This window comes from Streptomyces sp. NPDC005303, from assembly GCF_040607335.1.
In the GTDB taxonomy this organism is placed as follows: domain Bacteria; phylum Actinomycetota; class Actinomycetes; order Streptomycetales; family Streptomycetaceae; genus Streptomyces.
On sequence record NZ_JBEXGM010000036.1, the window covers coordinates 44,267 to 62,326 of the forward strand.

Consider the following 18,060-nt stretch of genomic DNA (forward strand, 5'->3'; position numbering starts at 1 on the left):
TACCCCTACGGGCGGGAGTACGCCGTGTTGGACATCATGGCGACGGTCCTGACCGGCGTCGGTGTGGCCCCTGCTCTACGGCCGTCGAGGCACCACGTACTTCCGCCGACGGCCATGGTGACGGCGTCAGGCGGCGTCGATCAGTGCCAGGTCCATCGGTACGAGCGTGGTCGACGCCAGCAGGGCCCGGATCAGGTGGTCGTTGAGCGCGTTGCCCACCGGCTCGCCGAGCTCCTCGCGGGTCAGCCAGGGCACCCCGTCGCGGGACAGCTTGGTGCGCACGCCGTTGACCAGGTGCTCGACGCGCTTGTCCGTCCAGCCGGCACCGGGCTGCACCTCGGCGAGTTCGGCGGCGGTCTGCCGCCAGGTCAGCGGCTGTGGCCGGGGTTCGTGCAGCAGGTAGCGCCGGCCGAGGACGACGAGGGCGAGCTTCTCGTGTTCGGTGAGCGCCCATACCCGGGGCGGGCGGGTGACGTCCTCGTGCCGCGGGGACGGCCGGTCGCCCTCGGGGCCGGTGACGAAGACCTCCAGCAGGTGCTCGCGCCCGTGGGAACCGCCGACGAACAGCGGGGTGTAGCCGGTGTCGAGCGGCAGTGACTCCTCGTCCCGGAACAGCAGCCGGGCCCCGGCACAACGGATCGGCAGCCGCCCGGAGTTGCTCACCCACCAGCGGCCGTCCCGGTGCGCGAGCGTGCCCTGGTGGCGACTGACCTGCGGGTCGTCCTCCCCGAGGCAGACATGGACCTCGGGGCGGTTGCGGCCGAACAGGACCTCGCGGCCCTCCCCCGGCCCCAACGTCATGCCGCCGGTCAGCGCGAGCGCGAAGACGGTGCCGGGCAGCGGTGCGGACGCGCCACGGGCGAGGCTCCCATGGGTTGCGGGCAACCGCCTGGCGCCTGTGCCGTGGGGAGTTCCCAACTCCGTCATGTCACGCCTCCGGCAGTCGCTTCGCGATGTTCCGAAGGACGACGGCCGCGAACTCCGTCGCGCTGTCGCACAGTTGCCGGTCCGGCTGTGGGGCGTACACGGTCAGCTGGACCAGTTCGGTCGTGCGGTCGCCGACGGAGTCCGTGTACGTACGGTGCGGTGTCCGTACGGTGCAGCTGTCGTCCTCGGCCTCGTCCGCCACGTAGTAGCTCCGCGTCCCGGCGACGTCCACCGCTGTTCCGTCGTCGGCGTCCAGCGAGTTGTCCCTGCTGAACTGGATCTCGACCTCGCGCTTGCCGTCGTCGCTGGACCAGTCGCAACTCCAGGAACCGAAGCCGCGGTCCCTGTTGTCCGCGTCGACGCCGGGCAGCCGCTTGAGCGCGGTGGCGTCGAGCAGGGTGCAGGTGTCCAGCTGGGCCAGGGAGTTCGCGGCCGGCGACGACGAACGCCGGGGCACCGGGCCGTCGGCCAACACGCCGACCACGCGGTCGGTGGCGGCGTCGGCCATCTGGCACGGGTCCGGCGCCACGGCGCCGAGCTGTTTCCCGATCACGCGGATCTGCTTGCCGTCGGCGGTCAGGACGGCCCGCTCGCAGGCCTTTCCGTCCCGTTTGAGGGTCACGACCGTGAGGCCGCCGGCGAGGTGGGTGGATTCGATGTCGTCGAAGTCGTCCCGGTCCGAGTCGAGGTTGACCTGGACGTCCGCGTTGTCGTCACCGCTGTTGTTGCGCACCAGGACGTCACAGCGATCGAACTCCCCGTAGTCCGGGTCGAGTAGGGTACCGCCGAAGCGGCTCAGCGAGGCGGCGTCGAGCAGCCCGCAAGGGTCCGCCGTACGCTCGTCGCCGATGGCACCGACCGGCGCCGTGGCCGAGGGTTTCGCGTCGGTCGCGCCCTTACGGCCGCCCTCGTCTCCTTCGTCCTTCGAGGCCCACGGGCCGAAGACAACCAGCCCGGCCGTGATCGCGGCCGCCGCGGCCAGCGCCACCGCTGTGATGGCCAACCGGCGTCGCGGCAAAGGCTGTTGCGGCTGCGGCGCGAAGGGCGTGGAGTCCTGCGCTCGGCGGACGAGTCGCCGCAGCCGGAGGGTCGGGGACGTGAAGTCCCGCATATGGCTGTCGTGCAACTGCTCCGCTATGTGCGGGGGCGGTGGCGCGGCGCGCGTCAGCAGCCTCTGCGCCTTGGCGGCGTCGGGCCGGCGCCGGGGCTCCACCTCCAGCAGGGCGGTGAGCGGCCCCTCCAGCGGGCCGGCCCGGTGCGCGGGCTCGATGTGTCCCTCGACGGCCCGGGCCAGGTAGGCCATGGGATGTTCGACCTCGCCGTACGGCGACCGGCCCTCGACCGCCATGAACAGGGAGGCGCCCAGGGAGAACACGTCGGACTTCTCGCCCGCGGGCAGCCCCTTGGCCAACTCCGGGGCCAGATACGGCGGTTTGCCGGGCACACTGCTCGTCCCGCTCTGTGTGACGTCGCTCCACAGGGCCCGCGAGATCCCGAAGTCGGTCAGTCTCGCGACGCCTTCGTCGGTGACGAGGATGTTCTCCGGTGTCACATCGCCGTGCACCACGCCCTCGTGGTGGGACTTCGCCAGCGCGGCCGCGATCTGGCAGCCGATCGACCCGGCCGCCTCGGGCGTGAGCGGACCGCTCTCCGTCAGGATCTGCGCGAGGCTGCGCGAGGGGACGTACTCCATGATGATCCAGCAGGTGGCGCCCTCGTCGACGAAGTCGAAGACGCCCACGATGTTCGGGTGGTGCAGCCGCCCGGCGTTGCGCGCCTCGACCATGAGCCGTCGCGTGGCCCGATCGTCGTCCAGGCGTGCGCACTTGACCGCGACCCGCCGTTCGAGCCGCTCGTCCCAGGCCAGCCAGACGACGCCCATCCCGCCTCTGCCGATGGGCTCCTGCAAGAGGTACCGGCCGGCGATCTTGTCCCCGGCCTCCGGCGTCACCACCACCGCCCCGCCCCTCGCCCCACCGCCAATGGTCCTGCCAGACGACGGAGTGTACTCAGCCCGCACCTGGCAGTGATCTCTTTCACCGGACTTCGCGCGGACCCGCCCAGAACCCCCACAGCACGGCCGGTTCACGGTCCGCCCCGGGACCCCTCCCGGGAACGGCGCCGCACCATGCGGGCACCGGACCTGTTCGTGACCGAGACCAGGCGAGATCAGGGGAGATCAGGATGAGCGACCCGACGTACGCCCTACCCACCCTGCCGAGTGCCGCGCCCGACGAGCCCAGGGCACCCGACCCGGTGGCCGTCGCCCTGGGCAATGCCTCGCTGCTCGGCGTCGGCTATCTGATGCTGCGGCGACGCCGGCTCGCCCTCGCCGCCGTGGCCGGCAGCGCCGTACTCGTCCTCAGGCTCGTCACGACCGCCTCGCCGTCGTACGAGGTGGCCGTGCTCGTGTGGTGGGCGGCCGTGGTCGGCCACGGGTGGTTCCTGGCGCGCGGAGGCGGTGGCCGGGGCACGGCGCGCAGACAGCGCCTGGTCGCGCTCGGCATCACGCTGCCGTTGCTGCTGGTGGTGGGGCTGTTGCGCTTCGACGCGTTCAGGATCGGTCGGAGCGTCACCGAGGCACGCGAAAGCGGCGACTGCGCACGGGTGTCGACCGCCCAGGGCAGGGTGTGGTTCGGGCACCGCGTCGCCGACGCCCCGCTCACCGCCCGCGGTGACGAGGCCGTAGCGGCGTGCGACCGGCTGCGGACGGCAGGGGCCGAGCTGAGCACGGCGCTGACCGGGGACACCGAGGCCCTGGCGGACGGCTTCGGCACACTCGCCTCGGTGCTGGCAAAGGGCGGCAACGAGAAGACGGTCGAAGCGACCTTGAACGGATTCCTCGGCAGGCTGCCCGCCAAGGACCCCTGCGACACCGCCGCCGTCACCGACTGGCTCCGCGACCGGGGGCGGAGCCACGACGTACTGGACCGTGCCGCCGACACGGCCGCGCTGACCGCGCCCACGGCACTCGTCGGATGCGGTGACGACCTCCTGGCGGACGACAGTTGGGAGGAGGCGCGCACGTACTACGAGCGGCTGCTCGACCGGTATCCCGGCAGCGGCCTCGCGGACCGGGCCCGGAAGGGAGCCAGGAAGGCCACGCTGAGCATCGAGTTGGCAAACGTCCGCAGCCTGCTCTCCGGAGGGACCGGCACACAGCCCGAGTACTGCTCACGCCCCGCGAAGTACAGCGGCGCCAAGCCCATGGGGAAGGGCACCAACCGCGCACTGTTCTACGCCTCCGACCTGTATGGCACCGATTACTCGGACCAGCTCCCCGGCTCCTGGAAGGCGGGCGACGCCACCGACACGGTGCTTGTGGTCTGCATGGGCGAGGCCGCCTCCGGGCCCTCCGTCGAGACCTGCCCGTACCGGAGCAAGTCCTCCGGCGCCATCTCCTACAAGAGTTTCACCAAGATCGAGATCCCGGTGAAGGTCTACGAGCTGCGCACCGGCAAGCCGGTCGCCGACCGCAAGATCCAGATCAACGGCACGAGCTGCCCCTCGACCATCTACGCCCCGGAGGGCACGGGTTCGATGTACGTCGACGCGTCCAAGTCCGACGTGCGGTCCGCCTTCCGCCCGCTGGTCGTCCGGTGAGCGGCGGCGCGGACCGTGGCGTCGGCGGGGTCATCGCCGGACGGTACCGGCTCCAGGAGCGGCTGGGCTCCGGCGGTGGCGGACACGTGTGGCTGGCCGAGGACGAGGACCTCCAGGTCCGGGTCGCGGTCAAGGAGATCGCCGTTCGGCACGAGTCGGACGGACCCGGCGACGACCCCGTCCACCGCGGGCGCAGGGAGGCGCTGAAGGCGGCGCAGCTGCGCGAGCACCCGAACGTGATCACGGTGTACGACGTGGTGGAGGACGACGACCGCCCGTGGATCGTGATGGAGTACCTGCCCGGCACCCGGGATCTGCGGGCCGTGGTGGAGGACCGCGGGCCGCTGCCGAGCGAGGAGGTGGCCCGGATCGGGGCGGCCACCCTCGACGCGCTCTCCGCCGGGCACCGGCTCGGCATCATCCACCGGGACGTGAAGCCCTCCAACGTCCTGTTGGCGCCGGACCCGTCCGGCGCCGCCGATCGACGGGTCCTGCTCACGGACTACGGCATCTCGCTGTGGCCCCGGGAAACCCGGGTCACCCGGAGCGGCATGGTCGTGGGCACCCCGGGCTACCTGGCGCCGGAACGGCTGTCCGGCGGCGAAGCGACGGAAGCGACCGACCTGTTCTCGATCGGTGCCACTCTCTACTTCGCCGTCGAGGGCGCCTCCCCCTTCGAGCGGGACACGCTCGACGCCTCCCTCATGGCGGCGCTGACCGCGGAACCCGCCGTACCGCAGCGGGCGAGCGACCCGCTGAGCCGCGTGATCATGGGGCTGCTGGCCAAGGATCCGGCGGAGCGTATGCGGGTGGAGCGAGCGCGTGAGCTGCTCGCGGAGGCCGGGGGAACCGGGACCCCTCGTACGCCGCTGCCCGCGCTTCCCGGAGCTGCCCGGGAGAGGACCGGTTCCAGCGCCGGTTCCGCCGCCGCTACCGGCTCCGGGCGCACCTCGGCCGCCGCTCGCCGGGCGCCCGGCCGGCGAACGTCGGTACTGCTGACGCTCGTTGCCGTGCTGGTGGGGGCCGGCGGATTCGCGCTGGGCGCCGCCACGTACCCGGTGGAGAAGGCTGGGGTGAAGGGGCCGGAGGTCGGTACGAAGGTGGCCCCGAGCCCTTCACCGACCGTGACCCGAAACGCATACCCGTACGGCCGGCAGGCGGGGCTGCGCGAGGAGCTCACACCGGGACAGTGCGTCGACGCCGACTGGAAGGACGGGAAGCTCAAGGGGCTGCCCAAGGTGAAGCTCGTCGACTGCTACGACGACAATCCCGACGGCCAGGTCATCACGACCGTCGCAGCCGACGGCGCGCGGGCGGTGCGGGACGAGTGCACCCGGCGCACCGCCAAGCTGCGGGCGACCATGGCCGACCCGGTGCTGTACGTCCTCACGCCCGGGACCGGGCAGAGCGAGCCGCCGTCCTCGGCCTGCCTGCTCTTCCTGAAGAACGCCACCGCAGGCGGCCCGCTCGGCGACTTCCGCAAGTTCGGCAACGAGGTGTACGTCACGCAGCTGGGCCCGGGGGACTGCATCGACACGCGGAAGGACGAGGACGACACGTACACCAAGACCCTGGTGAACTGCGGCGGACCGCACGAGCAGCAGATGGTGGGCTGGAGCCGGGCCTCGGGCGACGGCTCGGCGGACAGTGTCGACGCGGGAAACCTCTGCGACGAGAAGTACGGCGTCAACTGGGCCCGTGGCCAGGGACACGAGATGTGGGGCTGGTACTCCTCGGACGAGGAGTGGGACGCCGGGTTCCGGTGGGTGCTGTGCGGCGTGGGCCGGGCGGACGGGAAGAAACTCCCCGGCGGAACGCTGAAGTCGGCGTACTGACTTGCCCCCAAGAACACCGGCGCCATCGACGCCGCTTGACGGGACACGGGGGCCGGAACTCTTCCAACCGGCCCCCGACTGCCCGAGGTTGCTACCCGACATCCTTCACCGAGGTCGGCCCCAATTGCTTGGCACTGGCGTACTCCGGCATCGTCATGGGCTTGTCGAACAGGAAGAACGACTGGTTCGTGCCGACCGTGAACTCCATGTACACGCCCGTCGTGGCATCGAAACCGTAGTAGGCGTTGCAGGTGGAACCCGACGAATACGTGCCGTCCATGCCGGGCTGCGCGAGGACTGCGACACCGTTGGAGGAGGACTCCACCCTCTCCGTCGGAGTGAGCATCTTGCAGCGCGGCACCGGCAGGCCCTTCATGATGAAGTACCCGTACTCGCCATTGGCGTTCTGGATGTAGACGTACGAGAGTTTGCCCCGCTTCCCCCACGTCCTGATCCACTGGTTGATCGCTTCGCGGGTCGGCGAGTACTCCATGCGGCCCGCCGGCTGCTGGGCCACGAGACGGTCGTAGTTGTCCTGCTTGGCCTTGTTCTCCTTGTCCTGGCCGGAGTCGCTGGTGCAGGACGTCAGAGCAAGGCCCACAACGAGCGCGACAACGGTGGCCAGGGCCATGCGTGCGAACTTCTTCATGCGGTGCTGCCCTCTTCCCGGGATGAGATGGGGATCAGTTGGTGCACGTCGTGCGCTCGGCGCCGGCATCCAGCCGGTACGGCAGATCCTTGTCGCGGAAGGGTGCGCGGTGCTCCTGGGCGGCCTTCGAGTTGTAGGTATTGACCGACTCGATCCGCGTGGCCTTCAGCGCGGTGATCGACTGGTCGATCTGCGTCGTGCGAGTCTCCGAAGCGACCTCCCGCTCCTCCCGGAGCGCCTGGATAGTCCCTTCGGCGTTCTGCACGGCCTCGCACAGATCGAAGAACTCCTCGTACGTGGTCTGACGGAACTCGCCCGAGCCGACGGAGTTCTCGCGCTTGTCCGCCTCACCGCGGAACGGGGCGGTGATCCACTCCGCACCGCCGAAGACGAACACCCCGATCACGTACAACACCGCCAGGCCGATGACCCCGCTGACGGCCCAAGCCGCCAACCGTGCACCCTCGCGTACCTGCCCCATGGTCATACCCCTTCACAGGTATCTCCGGCACACACTGCATCTGTAATGACGACCGGGCTTGCGCGTACCGGACCCGAATCGTTGGTTGTACGCGAGGCACTTGACTCCGGTGAGGCCGGTCGTGGGTGCTGCCCGCAGCTGATGTCCGATGCTAGGAGGAGCGTCCGGGACCGGTCCCGCGCGCTTGCGGGCCCTCCCTGCTCTCCGGGTTCCCGATCACCCACCGGTCCCCGATCCGCTCCAGTAGCCCCAGTTGCTGCGCCATGGCCTCGCTGTCTGTCCGGCCGTATCCGAGCAGGAACACAACCGATGCCCGGGGACCGCGGCCTCTCCCGAGTGGCGCCTGGTGCCCTCCTTTGGCGGGCCGTTCCCACGCAGTGACGGGCGAGCCCCGTCACGAAGCGACTCCGGTCAGCGGGAGTCCCCGGGAGGGACGCCCCCGCCAAAAAGTCGGACTTGTGCTCCGCCCCGGCGCCTGGTGCGACCCGCACGGCCAGGAGCGCCGCGAGGACATGCTGCGTCTGTGCACCGAGCTCAGTGCCCGTTACGGCCGGGCCCAGACGTACTACTACGGCGGCCAGGGGGACGGCTCAGCCTGGCTCGTTGCCGAGCACGGCACGCTGATCCGGCGTTACGGCGAAACCGGCGAGGCGGAGGACGAGTTGCTGACCCTCGGCGAGCCGCTGCGGTACGAACGAACACGCCGTACGGAACTGGGTCTGCACCCCGACTGGGACCCTGCGCGCGAGAGCGAGGACGACGAGGACGCGTGGCGGTGGACCACTCACGACCTCGCCCCGGACATCGCCCGCTCACTTGGCTCCGCGAGTCTCTCGACGTCACTGCCGACACGCCGTCACGCGGCACCGGCGTCATCGCCCTGACTCCGTACGGCGTCACCCATGGCGTACCGGCGGGCGCCTACCGCATCTGAGTCATGACTGCCCTGATGTGCTCCCGCAACGGCATCCTTCCGGCCGGCGCCCGCTTCCCCTGCTCGGCCGCTCGCCGGCCACCTCGAAGGGCTCTCGACGTCTCGGAGTCGACGGCGTGCCCATAGCGTGCCCTTAAGAGCGGTAACCACGGTCAACAGCAGTGCGATCCCGCGCTCGCGGGCGCCACGCCAGATCGCATATGACCAGGTCAGAAGCCATCCGGCCCGGCAAGCGCCGTCGCTTCCCAAGCTGCGGCCGCCAACCGGCAACGGACGCGATCCTCATGGGCGTGCGAGTCTACGACCCCGCCGGCACCTACAAGGTCGGCTGGGGATGATTCTCGATGCACGTCACCCTTATGTGCGAGGAGATGACAATGGACAACCCATTCCGCGACGACGGTCCCCTGGACAAAGTACCCATGGATAACGGCATTCCTGGCTGCAGTGCTGGCTGTGGCTGCCGTGACCTCTGGCATCGGACTCATCATCAAGGCGATCGCCGTCCTGGCCGCCGCGTCAGTCATCGCCAGAGCTGTGTACCTGATCATCCACAGAAGACGCACATCACACTGAACTGACGACGGCCTGTGAAGCTCGACAAGTGACAATCACCGAGATGGGCCCTTTCTGTTCGTCGAGGACTGATATTTCTATCGGCCCCGGTGAGGCGCAACTGGGCGCCGGAGACCGGGCGTTCCTCGCGGACGAAGACGTATTCCCTTAGGGGGCAGCCAGTCAGACGGTCTCCGGCTCCGTCCGAGGCCGGCACCTCTTCGGCAGGGGCGTTACCGGTACGGCTCCTACCACGGCTATATCTGAACCGACGGTCCACCGGAGAGCTGCTCCTGACCTGCAGCGGCTGCTGGTACCAGACCGAGAGATGCGAGCAGCCCGAGGTCGCGGCCTGGGAGTCGAGCGGCTGCTCCGTCGCAGACCTCGAACTCGACGGCACCATCACGGGCTCCCTCGGAGCCGTATGCGCCACTCTGGGTAGCCGACGCCTGCGGCGGAGACGCCAAGGGGCCGGAACCTGACGGTTCCGGCCCCTTGTATACCGGTGCTTCAGGGGCGCCGGCGGCGCAGCAGGCGCCTGCGGGTGTATGTCGCGGCGGCGACACCGACGGCCCCGGCCGCTGCGAGGAGGAGGGCGGTGTACGTCGTACCGATCACCACCGGGGACTTCACCAGTTGGATGCCGGCCAGGACGAGCGCGGTCACGGCCATCGTGACGGCGACGAACACGGCGATCTCCAGCGGGAGCATCCAGGACGGCACGCTGTCCGGACCGGCGGACTCGCCGCGGCCTTCGTCGTCGCTCACCTGATGATGTTGATGCATGTCACTTCCCTCCGCTTGCCCGCGACGAACAGGTGCGCGCACGCCTTTCCGTAGTGCGGCAGGGTGTGGTCCGTCTCCCGCTTGCGGATCAGGTCGCCGTAGGCGCAGGTGTTGTGCATGGCTCCCTTGTTGATCGAGTATGTGTGCCCGTTGGTGTCGGCGTAGTGGAAGTCGACACGCCAGTTGCAGAACTTGGTGTAGATCGAGGCGGGCGGATAGCAGTCGGCGCTTCCGTCCTGGTGGGTGATCTTCCGGCCGCTGCCCTTGATCAGCTGGCTCCAGAAACAGCCGGTGGGGATCCTGATGGTGGCCCCGCCGACGGCGTACTCGAAGGTGCTGATGGGGGTGCCGCTCACCGCGGTCATCGGTGAGACGCTCAGGTCGTCACCGGACCCGCCATCGACCACCGGCGGCTGCGACGCGTCGAGCGGCAGCTGTACGGCGGCCACGCCGTCGAGGTCGTTCAGGGACAGGACCACCGCGCCGTCGGCCGAGGTGGTGGCCAGGGACTCCTGGGTGAGGTCCCTGACGTGCCGGGTGACGGAGGTGTTCTCCTCCCAGGCGATCTGGCCGCTCTGGCCGTCGTAGTGGTACTTCGTGGTGGCACCCGCCGTCCACGCGCCGTCCTTCAGGGTCTCCTGCTGTACGGAGGAGGCCCGGGCGGCGGCGTCGTAGGTGAAGGTCTGCCGACTGTTGGCGACGGTACGCCGGTAGACGGTGTTGTCCGCGAAGTAGGCGAAGGACGTGCCATCCGCGAGGGCGGTGGAGCGGCCCAGGGCGTCGTAGGCGTAGCCGGTGCCGGTGGCGCGGCCCGCGCTGTCATAGGTGCGGGTCGTGGTCGTGGTTGTCCGCTCCGTGGACAGGCAGGAGCCGGACGCGGTGGTGACCTTCTTCAGGCTGCTGTTGTCGTCGTAGTCATAGGACTCGTCGACGCACCGGAACCAGTTGCCCGAGTGCATGGCGGCCGAGCGGCCGAGGGCGTCGAAGCTGTAGTCGGCGCTGACCGTGGATCCCTTCGTCTGGCTGCGGCCGGCGTTCTGGTCGTGGATGTTGACGTCGGCGTTGTCGGCGAACGCCACCACACCCGAGCCGTTGGTGTAGGTCTTGGACACCGTGTTGCCGGCCGTGTCGCGGTCCCAGGCGACGGTGACGCCGCCCGGCAGCTGCTCGCTCGCGATCGAGCCGTCGGCGTCGTAGACCGCGCCGACCTGACCGGCCACGGAGTCGGTGACGGCGGTCGCCAGTCCGCGGGCGTCCTTGGCGCTGTCGTAGGTGTACGTCGTCGCCGACGGCACCGAGTCGGTGACCTTGACCGGACGATCCAGGTTGTCGTACTGGGTGGCCGTCGTGTTGCCCGTCTCGTCCTTGACCGCGGTCTGGCGGCCCAGCTTGTCGCGGGTGTAGGTGAGCGTGCCGCTGTCGGAGACGACCGTGGCCGGCTTGCCGTCGGACGGGTCGTAGGTCCGGATGACGGCCGGCACCGTCTGGTCGCCGTTTCCGGTGACGACCGTCTTCAGGGCCCGGCCGGCGTCGTCGGCGGTGACCGTGATGGTGCGGGTCTCGGAGCCGCCGGTGACGACGGTCTTCGCCGTCTGGCCCAGACGGTCGTACTCGACGGTCGTGGTGCTGCCGGCGTCGGCGGGGCCGGACGAGCAGAGCAGGTCGGCCCATTCGGGGCGGCCCTGGCAGACGCCCGAACCGGTCGCGGTCCAGTAGCGGCGGGTCGTCGTACCCGCGTCCGAACCGCTCGACAGCGGCTCGGACTCCGAGATCACCCGGCCCTGGACGTCGTAGCCCGTGGTGCGGCTGACGTTCTTGCCGCTCGGGTCCTCGGTCTCCTTGGTGGACAGGCCCTTGACCCAGTCGTAGCCCGTCTTCGTCGTACGGGCGTCGGCACCGGCCGGGTAGCCGTCGACGTATCCGCTGGTGACCGTGGTGGTGAGCTTCCGAGACACGGTCGCGGTGCCGTCGGTCGGACGGCCCTCGTCATAGCTGTTGGCGATGTGCTGACGTGCGGAGACCTGGGAGCCCGCGGCCAGATCGGTGCCGCCGGTGCCCGCCTTCAGCGCGTTCTGGAGGGTCACCAGGTGCAGCGGGCCGTACTCGTCGAGCAGCGAGCCGTCGGCGGAGTAGGTCGACACGGTGGACAGCTGCTGGGCCCGGTCGGCCGTGGACAGGCCGCCGATGCCGAGGACGGTGAGCCGGTCGAGACCGTCGCCGCTGCCGGCGAGAGCCAGTTCGCGGTTGGCGGCGGTGAGTTCGCGCACCACCTCGCCGTTCTCGCCGTACTCGGTGGTCGCGATGTGACCGCCCGGCTCGGCTGTGTCGACCTCTCGGCCGGACGCCGTGAAGTAGCCGACGGTCGCGCGGGTGAAGTCACCGCTCGCGGCGTTCGCGCCGTCGTTGGACGTGGGCGCCTGCCCGGCGGCGTCGGCCGGGAACACCGCGGTGCCCCGGACCGGGAGCTGGTTCTGACCCCACGCGGCCACGCCGGACGCGGACAGGTCGTAGGGGGCGTGGCTGCCGGTGACGGCCACGTTGTAGACGACCTTGGTGACCGCGGTGCCGTCGGTCTCGGTGGTGCTGCCCGGCTTCAGCGTCGGCCGCGAGACCGAGAGCAGCATGCCCGAGCCGGCCGGAGCGGCGGTGCCGACCTGGCCGTAGGTGTAGGTCCACGGCAGTTCGCCGGGCGGGGTGAGGGTGGCTATCCGGCCGCCGCTGGTGTACGTGTACTCCGTCTTCAGCGCAGGAGAGATCCGCGGGTCCCAAGCCTCGCGCAGACGGCCGTCGCTGTCGTAGGCGTATGCGGCGACCGCGGTGGCGGTGGCCTGGCCGCCGCCCGGGTCGGTGGCCCAGAGCCTGATCTGCTTCACCTGGCCGGCGACGTCACCGAGGGTGCCGCTCGCCGCCGTGGTGGTGTCGGCGTAGACGTACTCCAGCATCCGGCAGCCCTTGGTGGCCGGGGTGGCCTGGCAGGTGCCGACGGAGACGGCGGTGGTGGGGGCGATCAGGTACTTCGGGCGCGCGGCGGTGTTGCCGGCCGCCGTGGTCTTCTCCCAGACGTACGTGGTGGTCGAGTTGTCGGTCGGCAGCGCCGTGGACGTCACCTGCCAGGCGGTCGCGTCGGACGAGACCTTGCCGAACTTCGTCACCGAGCCGTCGGTGTGCTTCAGCGTGAAGCTCGTGGTGAGCGACCCGGTCAGGGTCAGGCCCTGCGCACCCGGCTCGGCGGTCCAGCCGCCCGCGGTGGTGGCGGTGAAGCCGGCGGCCGAACCGTCCGCGCGTACGGCGGCCACCGAGGTGGCGGACGTCTTGGCGAGGTACACCCAGCTGGTGCCGGTGCGGTCGGCGGTGAAGCCCGCGCTCCACTGGGGACCGTAGACCGGTGCCTGACCGTCCTGCTCCTTGCCCAGGTCGGGGCGGCGGGAAGAGGCCGTGCGGGTGGCGCTCAGGCCGAAGGCGCCGGCGTCGGTTGCGCTGAAGGTCTGGTCGCCGGTGACGGCGTTCACGCCGCCCGGCGCGATGTCCTCGGTCAGGTCGGCACTGCCCCAGCGGTCCACGGTGACGGTGTTGACCGGGGAGTACACGGTGGCGCTGCCGGTGAACTTGGCACGCAGGTCGACCGGACCGTCGGCCGTCAGGGTCTTGGTGATGTTCCAGGTGAGGCCGGCCGGGGTCACGCCGGTCATCGTCAGCGGCCAGGCGGCCACCGCCGAGCCGTCGGCGGTCTTGGCGACATCGGCGACCGGGACGTCCTGCCAGGTGTCCGTCTCGCCACGGCGGTACTGATAGGTCACCCCGGTGCTGCCGCTGCCGCCGCGCGAGGTCAGCGAGACGGCCGAGTTCGGCCGGTCCCCCTGAGCCGGCGTCAGCAGCGCGGCACCGCCGACACCGAAGGCGTACGACGTCATGTCGGCGGAGATGTTTCCGCCGGAGTCGACGGTCTTGGCGTACAGCGTGTGCCAGCCCGCGGCGGGCTTGACGGTGACGGACAGCGGGTCACCGCCCGTGCCGTTGGTCGTGTCGTCGATCCGCTGGGGTGCGTTGGGATCGTCGAGCCCCCAGTAGTAGCCCTGCCCGTCGGTCGACGAGGTGTCCAGCACACAGGTCGCCCCCGCGTCCGCCTTGTCGGTCCAGACGTCCTTGGCGTACGGAGCGCACGTGACGGCCGGTGCGACGGGCTTGGCCGTGTTGAGGGTGAAGTTCGTGTACGCCGACCAGGTGCCGTAGTCGGTGCCGTCGTAGGCGCGCACACGCACCCTCAGATGGGAGCCGGCCGGGAAGGCGCCGGCCGCCGGAACGGTGAGCTTGGCGGTGGCGCCGGAGGCCACGCCCGCGCTGGTGCCGGTGTACGTGTAGGTGCCGGCGTCGTTGTTGGCCGGGTTCGGGGTCACCTCGAACTGCGCCTTGACGGTGCTGCCGTCGGCGTCCGTCACCTTGGCGCTCAGCAGCGGGGTGAGCGAGGTGACGTAACGGGAGCCGTTGTAGGCGTTGACCGTCGACGGGGAGACCGCGAGGGCGGAGGTGGTGCCGTAGGAGTTGTATGTAACCGTCAGATGCGGCTCGGAGGTCTCGTCACCGGAGGCGTAGTTCGCCGAGCGGAACCGGCGCCAGGTGAGCGAGTCCGTCTCGCTCGCGCCGCGGACCTGTACGCCATAGTTGGCCGAGCCGTCGGCCCACGCCTGCACGATCCCGTCGACGTCGAAGTTCATGTACCCGGACGGGCAGGACGAGCTGTAGCCGAGCGCGGCCGTGTTCGTCTTGGCGTCGGTTGTAGTGGTCGCGGGCTGGGCGCCCCAGGTCACCGTGTCGGGGTCCCAGTCGGCGGTGATCCGGCGGACCTGCACGCCCGCGCCCGTGGTGGCACAGGTCGAGGAGTAGTTCGAGTACAGGGCCAGGTTGGTGTCGGTGATGTGCTTGCCCTTGAACCGGGACACGTCGAACTTCACATAGCTGCGAGCCACCGTGGTGCCCGCGTCGTACGTGCCGGCCTTCAGCTCGGTCGAACCGCGCTGGGAGTCGGGGTAGTTGGTCGCCACCCAGGTGTCCGTCGAGGCCGCGAGCGTGGAGACCGGGTCCACCGTCACGGGGTACGACACGTCCGGGTCGGCCAGGAACTCCGCGTCCGGCTTGAGCACCAGGACGGTGGCGCCGTCGGCGTCGTGCTCGATCGCGGTGTCCACCTCGGCGATGTGCGCCGGGTCGCCGGACGCCTTGTCCTTGTCGGCGCCCCACATCGTCGGGGCGGACGCCTCGGCGACCACGTCACCGTCGGCGGACTTCAGGAACAGGTGGCCGTTGTCGGCCTTGGAGAGCTGCAGCCCCTTCAGGTCGAGGGGGATGCGGTACGACACCCCGTCCTCGGGGCGCTCGCTGAGGACGACCGACTGCTCGAAGCCCTGCGGCAGCGCCTGCACCGTGAGATCGGCGCCGTCGCCCAGCGCGTAGGTGGCGGTGTCGCCCTTCAGGGTCGGCGCGGGCAGGCTGGTGGACCAGCCCATCGCGAACTGGTGCTTGCCCTGCTGGACCGAGGCGAGTGTCCCCGCCCCGCCGTCGGAGAGCGTGACCTCCGCAGCGGTCACCTTCGGCGTCACGGCCGAGCCCGTGTCCGCGAGGGTGGTGTCGATGTCGTGCCAGTCGTCGTCGGCGTCCTGGACGCGCACCGGCCCGGAGAACGCCTCCGTGGTCAGCGAGCCGTCCGGGTTCGCCCACGTCGTCGAGGCCTCCGTGCGCTCGGAAAGGATCTCGATCTTCCGGTCCTGGAGCCGCGCCATCAGTCGTGCGGAAGCCTCGTCCGCCGCCTGCGCCGGCCCGCTCCTCTCACCGCTCGCGACGGACGCCCCCACGCCCGACGTGACGTCGGCCGTCGCCTGGCCCGTCCCAGCCGCGACCAGCGCGGCCTGTGTGACGAGCGCGAGCGACACCGCTACGGCCGCGGCTCTGAACCGCTGCGACCGGCTCTGCGGCCGCACGGCCACCGGCACCCCGGAAGGTGCCCCCACCCCTTGCTTTCTCAATTCACTCTCCGTGACAGGCCCCCGAAAATCAGGAGGCAGGAAGGAGAGGTGTATCAACAGAGAAGTCACACGACCTTCACAGGGGGTTCAAATATGAGCCCGAGGTGACCGATTCAAAGGGATTGGATGCCCGATTAATGCATACATAGGACCATCACGGGGTGCGCTTTTTTGTCACACAAAACTCGGTTCCGGGATCAGGATTTCGCAACGGAACCGTAATGGAAGCGTCCGCTTTTCTGACTGTGAGTCACTTCGCTGATTGAAACTGTCTACTGGTGTACGTACATGACGGGTCGTTAGAGCGGCAGCGCACTTTCGCGTCCGCTCCGGGCCGCCGGGGCCGCCACCGGAGACGGAGATCTGAAAATCACAAATGTGCCGGTCAACGGCGGCAGGTCCGTTTCGTCGGCACGACGCAGAAGAAGAGGAGCGTCGTCGTGCTCACCGCCATGGACAGCCCTGGGATCAACTCGACCAAGGCCGTCATCGGGAGCAGGGCCACCACCACAGATATCGGATACCACGACAACCTGGGCTGCAAGGCGGTCAGTGCCAGGACCGCCACCTGCTCGCCGAGCTGCGTTACAACGCCGACGAACACCAGCGGACGGCCGTGAACGTCTGCGGATTATCAAGGCTGGTCAGAGCCGCAGCAACCCAAAGCAGCACCCCCACGCAAGTTAGCGCGGCGGCTCCAAGGCTTCCACCGCTCTGCGTGGCTCCGCTTCCTGCTCTGCTGGATCAGGCCCGTGTGGGTCCCGCACATGGAAGCCGTACAGATCGATGGCGTCTGCGTCGACGTCATCAGGCTGGGGACGGCCCTCCTGGATGAACCCGCAGAGCGCCCGCAACGCGTCTTCGGCCAGTTCCAAAGGGTGAAAGGGCAAGGCGTACGGCTCTGCCTCCTCACCGGGCCAGGGGACGATGTCGGCCGGTCGGTCTCCGGACCAGTAGGGCCGTTCAAAGGAGAGCGGCTCCCCGATGTTCTCGATGATGCCGCTGTCCGGGGACAGGCTCAGGGAGCGGACGAGATGTCCGTCCTCCCACATGGCGAAGGCCAGCCAGTCGACGACGCTGTGCATGGCGTGCAGGACGAGCCGCCGGCCGACGCTTGCCGCCACGAGGTGTTCCGGGAGCTGGGAGGGGACGTCGATCATCACCCTCTGATCGCCGATGACATCCACGCCTGGCCAACTGGCTGCGTACGCCGTCCCCTTCTGGGGATACACGCCGTCCCAGAGGTTCGAGCCCTCGCACACTTCGATCTCACAGCCGGGGTAGAGCCGCCGCATCATGGTGACCGTCCGATCCAAATCCGCCACCCCTACTTGTCGCAGCAACCCCGGCACGTCACCGTCGGCATACACCAGCAGTCCCGTCTTCGCTCCCACAGCCCCTCCCCAGAACATTGCCCTTGGTGGCGGACGCACCATAGCCGCGGGCACTGACAGCAAAGGACCGGGAGTCGTGCCATTCGCCCGAGCTGAGAGCCCGCCAAGGACCGAAGTGGTCACTTCCCCGTCGGAGCCGGCCCTCGTCATGGACGATGACCGCATGCGGTACTTCAAGCCGACCAGGTCGCAGCCGCCGTACCAGGTGGCGGCTGGCGCGCGTGCTGGAAGGACGAAGGGCCCAGCAACAAGCCATTGACCGAGCAGGCTCTTGCTTGGCATCAGAGGATTAGGGGGGTGGGGATCTATGGCCTGCAACATAGTCCCGAGGTGGCTCCCGGGGACCTTTATGCCCACCCCCCTTGACCGCGGACCTCGAAGGTTCTCTGACCGGTCTCACTCCACTAGGCAAACTAGCAAGTGGCACTGACAACGGCCCGGGCCCAGGAGAAGCGGGCTTGGTCGAAGTCCTGAAGCGGTGCTCCGGGAAGGCATTCGGGCCTCGCCTCGGCTGCTGCGCTGACTGTCATCATCATGGGATGGCAGACGGGCAGATACCGGCAGGGTGGACTCTGGAGAAGATCCGTGAGGTATCCGGCGATCAGGAGTCCGTGGCTCTCGACACCGATCGCGTCGTGACCTGGGTGGGCCGGCCGGGTGAAGACGAACGGCTCCACCCCGAGATCATCTTGGGGTTCCACGGGCTGTGTCTGGTGAAGCCGGTCAGCGATGAGGACTGGTACATGGGTAGCCTGAACGACGATGGCAGTGTCGACTGCTGGAGCGCTTACGGCAACCTGTACGAGGCGCTGCGCGGTCTGTAGCCCGTTGGCCGCGCTCCAGGTCAACACAGCGAGGCCCGTCCCAGTTTCCGTCTCA

General features: G+C 69.5%; 12 protein-coding genes. 4 read left to right on the top strand and 8 right to left on the bottom strand.

What is annotated here, in order from left to right:
• Positions 1-126 precede the first annotated feature (126 nt).
• Positions 127-885 carry an FHA domain-containing protein gene (locus ABZT93_RS34205; RefSeq protein WP_356112014.1) on the bottom strand — a complete coding sequence of 253 codons (759 nt, stop codon included), beginning with the start codon at positions 883-885 and terminating at the stop codon, positions 127-129.
• Between the two features lie 43 nt (positions 886-928).
• Positions 929-2,884 carry a protein kinase gene (locus ABZT93_RS34210; RefSeq protein ID WP_356112016.1) on the bottom strand — a complete coding sequence of 652 codons (1,956 nt, stop codon included), beginning with the start codon at positions 2,882-2,884 and terminating at the stop codon, positions 929-931.
• 227 nt (positions 2,885-3,111) lie between these two features.
• Between ABZT93_RS34210 and ABZT93_RS34215 the strand changes: the two genes are divergently transcribed.
• A complete protein-coding gene (locus ABZT93_RS34215; RefSeq protein ID WP_356112018.1) occupies positions 3,112-4,530 on the top strand; it encodes a hypothetical protein in 1,419 nt (472 codons plus the stop codon).
• On the top strand, positions 4,527-6,365 hold the full coding sequence (locus tag ABZT93_RS34220; RefSeq protein ID WP_356112020.1) for a serine/threonine-protein kinase: 1,839 nt from the start codon (positions 4,527-4,529) through the stop codon (positions 6,363-6,365). The genes ABZT93_RS34215 and ABZT93_RS34220 overlap by 4 nt, the downstream gene beginning before the upstream one ends.
• A gap of 91 nt (positions 6,366-6,456) precedes the next feature.
• On the opposite strand, the gene ABZT93_RS34225 is transcribed toward ABZT93_RS34220, so the two are convergent.
• Positions 6,457-7,014, bottom strand: a complete 558-nt coding sequence (locus ABZT93_RS34225; protein ID WP_356112022.1) for a hypothetical protein — start codon at positions 7,012-7,014, stop codon at positions 6,457-6,459.
• A 34-nt stretch (positions 7,015-7,048) separates the two neighbouring features.
• The gene (locus ABZT93_RS34230) at positions 7,049-7,501 is read right to left on the bottom strand and encodes a hypothetical protein (RefSeq protein ID WP_356112024.1); all 453 of its coding nucleotides are present in this window, start codon (positions 7,499-7,501) and stop codon (positions 7,049-7,051) included.
• A gap of 452 nt (positions 7,502-7,953) precedes the next feature.
• On the opposite strand from ABZT93_RS34230, the gene ABZT93_RS34235 reads away from it, so the two are divergent.
• Positions 7,954-8,379 (top strand): hypothetical protein, encoded by a 426-nt coding sequence (locus ABZT93_RS34235; protein ID WP_356112026.1) that lies wholly within the window; start codon positions 7,954-7,956, stop codon positions 8,377-8,379.
• 1,115 nt (positions 8,380-9,494) lie between these two features.
• Here ABZT93_RS34235 and ABZT93_RS34240 read toward each other — a convergent pair.
• The 4 genes from ABZT93_RS34240 to ABZT93_RS34255 all read right to left on the bottom strand — a co-directional run bounded on the left by ABZT93_RS34240 (position 9,495) and on the right by ABZT93_RS34255 (position 17,181).
• Complete coding sequence (locus ABZT93_RS34240) at positions 9,495-9,752, bottom strand: hypothetical protein (RefSeq protein ID WP_356112028.1); 258 nt, start codon at positions 9,750-9,752, stop codon at positions 9,495-9,497.
• A complete protein-coding gene (locus ABZT93_RS34245) occupies positions 9,749-15,787 on the bottom strand; it encodes a DNRLRE domain-containing protein (protein WP_356112030.1) in 6,039 nt (2,012 codons plus the stop codon). The genes ABZT93_RS34240 and ABZT93_RS34245 overlap by 4 nt, the downstream gene beginning before the upstream one ends.
• A 385-nt stretch (positions 15,788-16,172) precedes the next feature.
• Positions 16,173-16,391 (bottom strand): hypothetical protein, encoded by a 219-nt coding sequence (locus ABZT93_RS34250; RefSeq protein ID WP_356112032.1) that lies wholly within the window; start codon positions 16,389-16,391, stop codon positions 16,173-16,175.
• 79 nt (positions 16,392-16,470) lie between these two features.
• Positions 16,471-17,181, bottom strand: a complete 711-nt coding sequence (locus ABZT93_RS34255; protein WP_356112034.1) for a hypothetical protein — start codon at positions 17,179-17,181, stop codon at positions 16,471-16,473.
• A gap of 539 nt (positions 17,182-17,720) precedes the next feature.
• Here ABZT93_RS34255 and ABZT93_RS34260 point away from each other — a divergent pair.
• Positions 17,721-18,005 (top strand): hypothetical protein, encoded by a 285-nt coding sequence (locus ABZT93_RS34260; RefSeq protein ID WP_356112036.1) that lies wholly within the window; start codon positions 17,721-17,723, stop codon positions 18,003-18,005.
• The last annotated feature ends 55 nt before the right edge of the window (positions 18,006-18,060 follow it).

Bases quoted from the DNA above. Each gene is read 5' to 3' on its own strand.
- ABZT93_RS34225 (WP_356112022.1), bottom strand. From the start codon at position 7,014: ATGAAGAAGTTCGCACGCATGGCCCTGGCCACCGTTGTCGCGCTCGTT.
- ABZT93_RS34215 (WP_356112018.1), top strand. From the start codon at position 3,112: ATGAGCGACCCGACGTACGCCCTACCCACCCTGCCGAGTGCCGCGCCC.
- ABZT93_RS34260 (WP_356112036.1), top strand. From the start codon at position 17,721: ATGGCAGACGGGCAGATACCGGCAGGGTGGACTCTGGAGAAGATCCGT.
- ABZT93_RS34230 (WP_356112024.1), bottom strand. From the start codon at position 7,501: ATGACCATGGGGCAGGTACGCGAGGGTGCACGGTTGGCGGCTTGGGCC.